Annotated in this window: 8 protein-coding genes; 4 read left to right on the plus strand and 4 right to left on the minus strand. The window is 70.7% G+C overall.

Annotated elements, in window-relative coordinates; translation table 11 throughout:
• Nucleotides 1-30 precede the first annotated feature (30 nt).
• From Q0C12_RS07310 to Q0C12_RS07325, 4 genes are all read left to right on the plus strand, one after another.
• Nucleotides 31-423: a hypothetical protein gene (locus Q0C12_RS07310; RefSeq protein WP_290888293.1), complete on the plus strand. Its 393-nt coding sequence runs from the start codon at nt 31-33 to the stop codon at nt 421-423.
• The gene (locus tag Q0C12_RS07315; protein ID WP_290888294.1) at nt 420-1,958 is read left to right on the plus strand and encodes a hypothetical protein; all 1,539 of its coding nucleotides are present in this window, start codon (nt 420-422) and stop codon (nt 1,956-1,958) included. The genes Q0C12_RS07310 and Q0C12_RS07315 overlap by 4 nt, the downstream gene beginning before the upstream one ends.
• Before the next feature lie 104 nt (nt 1,959-2,062).
• A complete protein-coding gene (locus tag Q0C12_RS07320; RefSeq protein ID WP_290888297.1) occupies nt 2,063-2,191 on the plus strand; it encodes a hypothetical protein in 129 nt (42 codons plus the stop codon).
• 288 nt (nt 2,192-2,479) lie between these two features.
• Nucleotides 2,480-2,764 (plus strand): hypothetical protein, encoded by a 285-nt coding sequence (locus Q0C12_RS07325; RefSeq protein WP_290888300.1) that lies wholly within the window; start codon nt 2,480-2,482, stop codon nt 2,762-2,764.
• Nucleotides 2,765-2,771: 7 nt separating this feature from the next.
• Here the strand turns inward: Q0C12_RS07325 and Q0C12_RS07330 are convergent, their stop codons facing one another.
• The 4 genes from Q0C12_RS07330 to Q0C12_RS07345 form a co-directional block, all read right to left on the minus strand.
• On the minus strand, nt 2,772-3,710 hold the full coding sequence (locus tag Q0C12_RS07330; RefSeq protein ID WP_290888302.1) for an NAD-dependent epimerase/dehydratase family protein: 939 nt from the start codon (nt 3,708-3,710) through the stop codon (nt 2,772-2,774).
• A 34-nt stretch (nt 3,711-3,744) separates the two neighbouring features.
• A complete protein-coding gene (locus Q0C12_RS07335; RefSeq protein ID WP_290888305.1) occupies nt 3,745-6,903 on the minus strand; it encodes a rhamnan synthesis F family protein in 3,159 nt (1,052 codons plus the stop codon).
• Nucleotides 6,896-9,142 (minus strand): glycosyltransferase, encoded by a 2,247-nt coding sequence (locus tag Q0C12_RS07340; protein WP_290888308.1) that lies wholly within the window; start codon nt 9,140-9,142, stop codon nt 6,896-6,898. Before Q0C12_RS07340 ends, Q0C12_RS07335 begins: the two co-directional genes overlap by 8 nt.
• Nucleotides 9,139-9,926, minus strand: a 788-nt coding sequence (locus Q0C12_RS07345; protein WP_290888311.1) for a glycoside hydrolase family 99-like domain-containing protein, incomplete at its 5' end; no start/stop codon positions are given. The genes Q0C12_RS07340 and Q0C12_RS07345, both read right to left, overlap by 4 nt.

Genomic DNA, 9,926 nt, shown 5'->3' on the forward strand with positions numbered 1-9,926 from the left:
GCCCCGGCGGGGCCACAGCGCGTCCCGCCCTTGGACGGCGTCTTCGAGCAGCGTGCCGCGATCTGCAACATCGAGTCCATCAATGGTGTTTACGGCGAAGCCCTGGAGCAGCCGGTGCCGGTCAACGGCGAGGGCATGGTCTCCGGATGGCGCGCCCTGGTCACCAGCGACGGCAGTCTCGCCGGCGCCTGGCTGAGGGTTCGCGCCGGCGATGGCACCATCGCGTTCCAGGCGCCGCTGCCTGCCATCGAGGAGCGTCCGGACGTCGAGGCGCTCACTGGCCAGCCAGTGACACGTCTCTCGGGCTTCCGCAACGTGGCCATCCGGGACCTGCCGGCCGGCACCGCCACGCTTGAGATCGTGCTGGACGCCGGGGACGCCTGGGTGCGCTGCGCACATGTCCGGACCGTGGTGGCCGAGTGATCGCCCGCACCGCCCGACTTCTCGCCTGGACCCGGGCCACGCTCGGGTGCGTCCTGGTCTTGCTTGCCGTCGCCCTGGGGCTCAGCTGGAACGAGCCCCTGATCGACATGCATGAGTTCCGGCAGACCCAAACCGCCATTTCCAGCTATTGGATGACGCGCGGCGGGCCGCTGTGGCTTTACGAAACACCGCTCTTCGGACCCCCCTGGCTGGTTCCCTTCGAGTTCCCCCTTTACCAGTGGATCGTGGCGGCGCTGGCCGGCAGCGGGCTGCCCCTGAGCCTGGACCAGTCCGGCAGGCTGGTTTCGATGGCCGCGTTGCTGGCCTGCCTTTGGCCCCTGCAGGCGTCGCTAAGGATGTTCGGCGCATCGCCTCGGCTGGTCGGTATCGCATGCGTCCTCTTCCTCGCGGCGCCGATCCACGTGTTCTGGGGCAGGAGCCTGATGATCGAAACCCTGGCCCTGTTGCTGGCCATGGGGTTTACGGCCGTCATCCAAGCCATGGTCGCCAGCCGGCGCTTCTCCCTGGCCGTGCCCGCCACCGCGCTGGCCACGGGTGCGGCGCTGGTCAAGATCACGACCTTCTTCGGGTTCGCCGCGCTCGCGGGTGCGGTCGTCGCCGTGGCCCTGGTCCCGGAGCTGCGTTCGCGGAACGTCCGCCGCGCGGCCCGGCTTGCCGTGGCGGCTGCCGTGCCGGTGGCGATCGCGCTCGCCGCGCTCCTCTGGTGGCTTGATGTCTCGGATGCCGCCAAGGCGGCCTCGCCGTTCACGGCATGGCTCACGTCCGGGCAGTTGAGCGAGTGGAACCACGGGACGCACGAACAGCGCCTGTCGGCGGCGTTCTGGGTGGACACGGTCGCGGGCCGCAGCGCGATGGACATCCTTGGCTACGCGGCCTGGTGGCTGCCGCTGGTGTTCGCGGCGTCCTGGTTCACCGGCGATCGCCGCGGCATGGCCAGGTTCTACGCCGTGTCCATGGCGTCCTTCCTGCTTCCCATGCTGGTGTTCACCAACCTGCACCTGGCACACAACTACTATCAGGTCGCCAACGCGGTCTTCCTGTTGGTCTTCAGCGCCGCGGCGATCGACCACGCCTCCCGGAACCGTGCGCCGTGGGTCGCTGCAGCGGTCACCGTGCTGTTCGTGATCGGGATGTCCGGTCACACATGGCGCCACTTCATGCCGTCCGTCCTGCAGGACAAGTCGACCCACCCGACGATCGAACTTGCCCGGGCGATCAGGACCCACGTCCACGAGGACGACATCATCATCACCGCCGGCCTGGACTGGGCCGCTACCGTGCCCTACTACTCGAAGCGACGGGCGCTGATGCTGCTTCGCGAGTCTGACTTGCAGAACGTGCCCGGGGCGTTTCCGGCCCGGGAGGACCCCGATGGCGCGCGCATCGGCGCGCTGGTGCAGTGCCTCGCGGGCTATGAGTTCGTGATGCGCCTCGAGCCACTGCTGGGCCCCGAACCCCAGCGAATCAATGCAGGAGGTTGCGCCATCCTCGTTCGCAACCCCTCGAAGGAGTAACCACCCGGACGTCGCCAGGCATCCTTTCGGGCACCGGGACCACCCGGCGCCGATGCGGCGAAAGAGAGAACCCCCCGGCCTCTTGCCCTGTACGGAGTAGATCCATGCCTGTATCCGAGAAGATTTCCGACCGTGAGACGATGATGGCCGGCGACCTCGCCCGTTACCTCGCCGTCGGCGCGGATGCATTGCGCGCGATCCAGTCGGCACCGGGGCTCGTCCGACCCCGGTAGATCCTCGACCTCCCCTGCGGGCACGGCCGCGTCGCGCGGCATCTCAGCGCGGCGTATCCGGATGCTGGGCTTTTCGTCGCTGACCTGGACGAAGCCGGCGCGGAGTTCTCCGCCCGGGAGTTCAATGCCACCAGGCTGGCCTCCACGCCGGACTTCAACGCCATCGACTTCGGACGGGGATTCGACCTGATCTGGGTTGGCTCCCTGATCACGCACCTGGACGCGCAGGCGTCACGAAACTTCCTGGCGTTTCTCGCCCGGCACCTGAACGCCGAAGGCAGCGCGGTCGTGACCTCGCACGGGGCGTTCGTCGCGGGCCGGCTGTTCCTCGCACAGCGCGCGCTCTACGGACTGGCAATGCACGAGGAGGCGGCGATCCTGGCCGACTACCAGCGGACCGGCTACGGCTACTGCCAATACCCGGGCCAGCCGGGCTATGGCATTTCGCTCTCCTCCCGCCACTGGATCCGCAACGCCGCCCAGGATGCGGGGCTGGTCGTGGCCAACCATGAAGACCACGCCTGGGACAATCATCAGGACGTCGTGGCGCTGAGGTGCGCGAAAGCCCCCTGACCCCGGGTCAGGACGATCTCCGGGATGGCTGCCTTAGCCAATCCACGGTCCGCCGCAGCCCTTCGGGCAAGCCAACCTTCGGCGACCAGCCGAGTTCGCGCTGCGCCAGCGAGCAATCCAGCACGCTCACCGGCACGTCGATGGCGCGGCCCGGCAGGTAGTTGCAGGCGGCCGTGGTGCCGGTGACGTCGCCGATGGCGCGCACCAGCTCGTTGAGGCTGGTGCCCACGCCCGAGCCGATGTTGAACACCGTCACGGGACCCGGGTACGCGGTGGCCCGCACGAAGGCGTCGGCCACGTCGCCGACGTAGATGAAATCACGCATCACGCTGCCGTCGCCCCAGATGTCGATGGCCTGGCCGGACAGCACGCGGTGCAGGAACACGCCCACCGCGCCCTGCGCCGTCTCCACCCGCTGGCGCTCGCCGTAGGGGTTGGCCACGCGCAGGATGGTGGCGCGGATGCCATGCAGGCGCTGGTAGAGCTGCAGGTACTTCTCGATCGTGAGCTTGGTGATGCCGTACGAGACCTCGGGATCGGTCGGGTGCTTCTCGTCGATCGGCACGTACTGCGGCGTGCCGTAGACGGTGCCGCCGGACGAGATGTAGATGATCCGCTTGATGCCCTGCGCCACCATCGCGTCAAGCAGGCTTAGCGTGGCGATGACGTTGGTGCTCACGTCGTAGGCGGGGTCGTCGTTGGAGCTCTTGGGCAGCGTGGTCGAAACCAGGTGGATCACCGCGTCGGAACCCTCGATGGCACTGGCCACGTCGTGGGCGCTGAGCAGGTCACCGGTGTCCCACTCGACCCGTTCGCCCGCGGCGAACTCGCGGTAGGGCGCCACGCGCGGGCGCTCGAACACGCGGATCGCGTGGCCTTCGGCCAGCAGCCGGTCGACGATCGCGGAGCCGATGAAACCACCGCCGCCGAATACCGTGAACTTCATCGCCGGACTCCCCGTGCTGCCCACCAGACCAATCTCATCGGGTCACCCCCGGCACATGCGTCACCGCGCAGCGGAAGCCGCTGGCGCGGGCGACGAAGGGAACCAGGCGCTCGATGGCGTGCAGCTTGGTGCCGTCGTAGCCAAGGGGCTCCGCCGGGTAATCATCCCACTGCATGCCGAGCCCCATCAACGGCGCCAGCGCAGCCGGCCGCGCCCAGAACATGGTGCCGACCGGGAAGTTGAACTCGACCGGGAAGTCCCGCAGGCCCAGGCGGGCGCCGATGTCCTGCGCGAACGACAGGTTTCCGGTCCAGCCCACCACGTTCGGATCGTCCGGGAACACCAGCCCCAGCGTCGGGTCGGCCAGCATCCGCGCCACGATGGCGTCGGCCATGCGCCGCTGGCGGCCCAGCAGGTTGTCCATCAGGAAGGCGTTCCAGCGGAAGCCGAACGCGGCGTCGCTGAGGTCCAGCGACTTCTTCGTGTGCAGGTGGCCGACGATGTCGTAGCCCGACCAGTCGGCACCGAAGGCGGTCAGGAACGGGCCGATGTCGCGGCCGCGGTTCGGCACCACCTCCACCTGCGCCAGCCGGCCGTCGTAGTCCGCCAGCTTCGGTTCGATCGCGGCCTTCGCGGCCTGGCTGGGCACGCTGATGAACAGGTCCGGGCGCAGGCGGTTGGCGGCGATGCGGGCCAGCATGTCCGGCAGCATGTCCGGGTAGTACACGTGCACGTGCAGCGCGACGCGCGGGCCGGGCGCCAGCAGCGACTCGTCGCCGGTCGCCGTGATCACCTCGAGCGACCAGGGCCCGGGCGGCTGGCCGGCACGAATGAAGTCCGCCAGCGGATCGTCGGCCAGGTGCAGGCCGTGCTGCTCGCGGTACACGCCCGGGTGGAAGCCCGGGAACGGCTTGCGCCGGCCCACGCCGCAGGCCCAGGTGCGCAGGTAATCGAACTCGATCACCTTCGCCAGCGTCGCCTCGGCGGGCTGGCGCGAGCCGTGGAACCCGGCATCGAACAAGCCGGAGCGCGCGATCTCGGCCGCCTCGACCGGACGACGCGCCAGCTTGCCGGCCGCGTCCAGCGCCATGCGCTCGAGCTGGCCCACGTAGGTGGCCATGTTGAACCGGCGCTCGACGACTTCCTGCACGCGCTGGCGCACCGACTGGCGCAGCTCGGACGACGTCGCCAGGTCCAGCAGCTTGGCCGCCATGTCGTGCGTGTCCAGGTAGCCCGCGACCAGCTCGTCGCGCAGGCCGGCCTCCACCAGCACGTCGGCGATGCCGGTGGTCTTGTCGAAGCAGACCACGGGCAGGCCGTGCGCCATCGCGTCGATGGCCACGTTGGGCAGCGGGTCCAGCCGCGAGCTCAGCAGCAGCACGTCCGCACTGCGGTAGGCGGTCTCGATGCTGGAGGTCTCGGGAATGATCCTGACCACCCTCTCCAGGCCGGCGCGGCGCAGCTGGTCGGCGAGGTAGACCGAGTAGGCCATGTCATGCTCGGGGTCGTAGCCGCTGCCGATCCAGACGAAGCGGCAGTGCCTGCCGCGCTCCGAGGCCATCACCTGGCTGGCGCACTGGATGAACAGGTCCACGCCCTTGCGCTGCTGGACGAAGCCGGCACCGAGGATGACGAAGGCATCGTCGGCCTTGCCGTCCGGGCGCAGCGCGGCCAGCAGGCGGGCGTCCTCGCGACGGCGCACGTCCTCGTCGCGCGCCGTCACCGGCAGCTTGCAGCGACCCTGCGGCATCACCGTGAAGGCCTTCTCCACCAGGTCCGGGAACTCGAGGTAGGCGCTCTCGCGCGTCAGCGGCGTCGAGAACACGGTCTCGTCGGCCCAGTGCAGCGCGTTGCGGAACTCGGTCCGCGGCCGCGTGTAGGCGGCGAACTCATGCACCAGGCTCACGGTCGCGACGCCATGGCGCGAGAGTGGCTCCAGCACCATGCGGCACTCGATGCTGTTGACCACCGCGAACTTCGGCTGGTGCAGCGCCAGCAGCTGCTCGATGATGGCGGCGGCGCGCACCGGCGTACCGCGCAGGTCCATGGGGCCCACCAGCCAGCTGCAGCCGGCGCGGAACTCCTCGAGCAGCGGGCCGTCGCCCAGCAGCATCGCCACGACGTTGTAGCGTTCGGCCAGCACCGTCACCAGGTTGAGGCTGAGCACCGGCGCGCCGGTGCGGGAGGCTTCGTGGGCGACCACCAGCACGGTGTCGCGACCGGCGTCGAAGGGCGCGCCGCCCGGTGCGATGACCAGGCGCGGCCGCACCGCATGCCGCCCTTCGGCACGGCCGTGGGAAACGTAGTGTTCGTAGGGATCGACGCCGGCGCCGGCGATGTCCGGGTACTGCAGCAGGTAGAACTCGGCATCAAAGTCCAGCCGCGCGACCTCGTCCGTGCCGGGCGCAGCGCCCGGGCCCACCGCTTCCGGCCGGCGGGCGAAGGACTGCCACCAGCGACGGCGGCGCGGCGGGCGCGCCACCTCGGCGACGGGGGCGTGCGGAAGACGGCCTTCCTTCCTGCCCGCGGTGACGTAGTGCTCGTAGGGATCCATGCCGGCCGCCGCGACATCCGGGTATTGCGCCAGGTACCAGGATGCATCGAATGCATCCTCTTCGGCGGTGATGTCGGCGGCCTTCTCGCTGCGCAGGCGCGAGCCCAGGTGGCGCAGCGGGCGGGTGAGCTTCCAGGACCGCGAGTCGAGGATCCTGTGCAGCTTCTCGCGCAGCTCGCGCGAGCTCTCGCGCAGCGTGGCCAGCTGGGACTCGTAGTCGGTGAGCAGGCGCTCGCGATACGCCTCGTCTTCCTTCGCACCTTCGTCCAGGCGGCGCGCCGCGTCGCCCGACGTCGCCATGAAGGCAGCCACGCCCGCCTCGCCCAGGGCATCCACCCACACCGGCGCCAGGCCGGCCAGGCGCTCGTCATGCAGGACGCTGACCGGCGCCTCGGCAAGGGCCTTCGCGGCGAACGCGCGGACCTCGGCCAGCGCGTCGTGCGCGGCGGGCGTCGCCCGCCAGTCGCCGGCCAGCGCGCCATTGCGGCCGATGCTCGACCCCAGGATCACCAGCAGCCGGTCGTTCACCGCCGCCGCGTCCCGCGACAGGCCGGCGAACGACGAGGCCTCGTCCGAAGGTGCCGAGGGCACCAGCAGGCAGAGCCTGGTCTTCTTGCCGCCTTGCACGCCCTTACTCATTCCCAAGCCCTTTGATCGAATTCTGGTGTGTTCCAGCGACCGCCCCGCCGTGCAGCCGGTGCGCCAGCGCCCGCGCGGCCTCCACCTCGCGCGCGTGCGCGTCGGCGGACTGGCCCGCCACGACGCTGTCGCGATGGCGCCGGTGCAGGTTGCAGGGCGCGGGGTCGAACAGTATCCGCCCCTGCTGCAGCACCCGCAGGTAGGTGACCCAGTCGCCCGCGCTCTTCAATGCCGCGATTTCCCCGAGGTGTTCGTCCAGCACCGAGGCCAGCGCCTCGCGGCGGAACACCACCGCGCTCACGTTCGGGATCGTGTTGCGCTCGCCCAGCCCGGCCCGGACCTCTTCGTCGCCGGTCGCCACGTAGCGCGATTTCCAGCGGGTCGGCGACAGGTCGTCGGTCCAGGCCGCGTAGTCCGGCGCCAGCACCTTGTCCGCCGCATCGATCGGACGCGACTGGCAATACGCCATCACGATGGAGGGATCGCGTTGCATCGGCGTGACCAGGGTCTCCAGGAAGTCCGGCGTGGCGAGGTCGTCGGCCTCGGCGATCCAGGCGTAGTCACCGCGCGCCATCGCCACGCCCTTGGCCCACTGCCGGAACACCGACCCGCCGTTGGCACCGTCCAGCTGCAGGCGCGGCACCGGCGTGATGCCGGCGCGCAGCCCAAGCAAACGCTCGGCGCTGCCATCGGTGGAGGCGTCGTCGAGCACGATGATCTCGTACACCGGCAGGCCCTGGCCCGCGATGGATGCCAATCGCGCGGACAGGTAACCGGCATAGTTGTAGTTCGGCACCACCACCGACACCCGCGGGAGGGCGACGCCCGCCAGCGCCAGCAGGTCGATGGCGTAGCGGCGGAAGCACGATTCCTGCTCCACCACCGCGATGCCGCGCGCCGCCTGAAGGGCGTGGCGCGCCGGGTCGTCCAGCAGGGCGGCGATGGCGTCGGCGAAGGCGGCCGTGTCGAAGCCGGGCACCGTCGCCGCACCGATCCGCGCCAGCAGCCCTGCCCCGCCCCCGGTGCCGGCGAAGGCGACGGCCGGCGTGCCCACCGACAGCGCTTCAAGCAACACCGACGGGAAGGGATCCTCGCGCGAGGTGAGCGCGTAGGCATCCGCGCCCGCGTAGTAATCGTCGGTTTCGAAATCCATGCCGGCGAAATGCAGGTGCCCGGCCAGGCCGGCACGCGCCATCCGGTCCTGGGCCGAGGCGCGTTGGGCGGGGTCCTGGTGGCCGACCCAGACGCCGTGCACGCGCGGATCGCGCGCGGCGAGCCGCTCGATCACGTCCGCGAACAGGTCGACGCCCTTGCGCGCATCGGCATAGCCGACCGCAAGTACGATCCGGCTATCGGCCGGCAGCGACAGCCGCTCGCGCAGGCGGCGTGCCGCCGCGTCGCGACCACGGCCGCCGTAGTGCGGGCTGACCGTGTACAGCCCCTGCGGCCGCATCACGCAGCGGGCATCCACCATCGCGGGGTCGGCGAACCGGCGCAGGCCCTCGGCCACTTCCGGCGACGGCACCACCACTTGCGCCGAGTACGCGACCGCGTCCTGCAGCGCCTGCTCCAGCCCCTGCGCCAGCACCAGCCCGGGCATCTCGTGCGCCAGCGTGACCACGCGCAGCCCGGCCTGCGCCAGTGCGCGCACGATCCGGGCCGACACCAGGGAGTTGGCCAGCGCCGCGCGGAAGCCCGCGGCCTGCAGCGAGGCGGCCAGCCGCTGCACCGCGCCGGCATCGCCGGCATCGAGCACGTCCACCGGCGCCAGCTCGGCGAACGCCGTGGCCAGCGGCCCTGGCCCCAGCAGCACGACCCGCACCCTCAGCCCGAGGCCGTGCACCAGCTCGGCCAGCAGGTTCAGCGCAAGGTACTGCGCGCCGTGCGGATGCGCGTCATGCACCACCAGCACGATCGACAGGCCGTGACGCTGCCCGTAGCCCGCGGCGGCGGACTCGTCCCGGGCGCCGGCGGGCGCGCCAGGCCGGTGCATCCGTCGCTGAAGCGGCCGGGTGCCGAGGCTGGCGATCGCCGCCTCGGACCGCGCCAGCGCGGCCTCGGCCTCGCGCCGCGCCTCGTCCTCGCGCCAGCGACGGTGGACGCCGGTGCCCGACAGGACCGGTGCCAGCGCGCGGAACAGCGCGCGCTTGATCCGCAGCCGCGCCCCCCATCCGAACGGAAGCCATAGATAAAGGCCGCGGAGCAGCTTCTCCACGGCACCGGGCCTGCGCGCGTTCACGAGCCGGATCCGTCGCCCGTCGGATCGGCGGCTTCCAGCGCCTGCCGGGTCGCGTGCAGGTAGGCGTGCCCGTGGCGGGAGTCCGGCTCCAGCTTCGCGCCCTCCGCCCATTCGTTCCAGGCGTTGATCATCACGAGTCGTTCCCCGGCCACCGGATGCTGCTCGGCGTAGGCCACCGACGCGGCCAGCCAGGCGCGGTAACGCTCGGGCGTCGAGAAGGCGAAGGTGTAGCCCTTGCCGGGGCGCCGCGCCTCGTTGTCCCAGCCGGGGAAAACGCCGCGCACCAGCGGGAAGCCCCGCTCCGGCCACGCCTTGGCGCTGTCGACGATGGACTGGTAGTGGAAGACGCTGCCGCGGTAACCCGGGTTGATGATGTCGAGCGTGTCGTTGATGCGCTCGAAGCCATTGGCCAGCTTGTGCGGCGGGAACTCCATCGCCGCGTCGAAGCCGAACGGCCTCGGGTCTTCGGCGTCGAACTGCACCATGGCCACGAAGATTTCGCCGATGCCGGCCTGGCGGCAATGCTCGCGCCAGCGCTCCACCGTCGCCGCGGCATCGGGCAGCAGCGAGGCGCGGTAGACCACCACCAGCGGCCGGCCGTCGATGCGCAGGTAGCGCGGGTCGCGCAGGTAGCGCTCGAGGTCGCGGATGAAGGCGAGATCGTTCTCCGGCCCGTGCTCCTGCGAGATGAGCACCTCGTCGTCGCGGCCATCCCAGCGCCGGGTCCAGTTCTCGTTCGCCCAGCACAGGCAGAACGGGAAATCGATCGAGGGCTGCGCCAGGA

The sequence above is a fragment of the Arenimonas sp. genome (assembly GCF_022842045.1).
Lineage (GTDB): Bacteria > Pseudomonadota > Gammaproteobacteria > Xanthomonadales > Xanthomonadaceae > Arenimonas.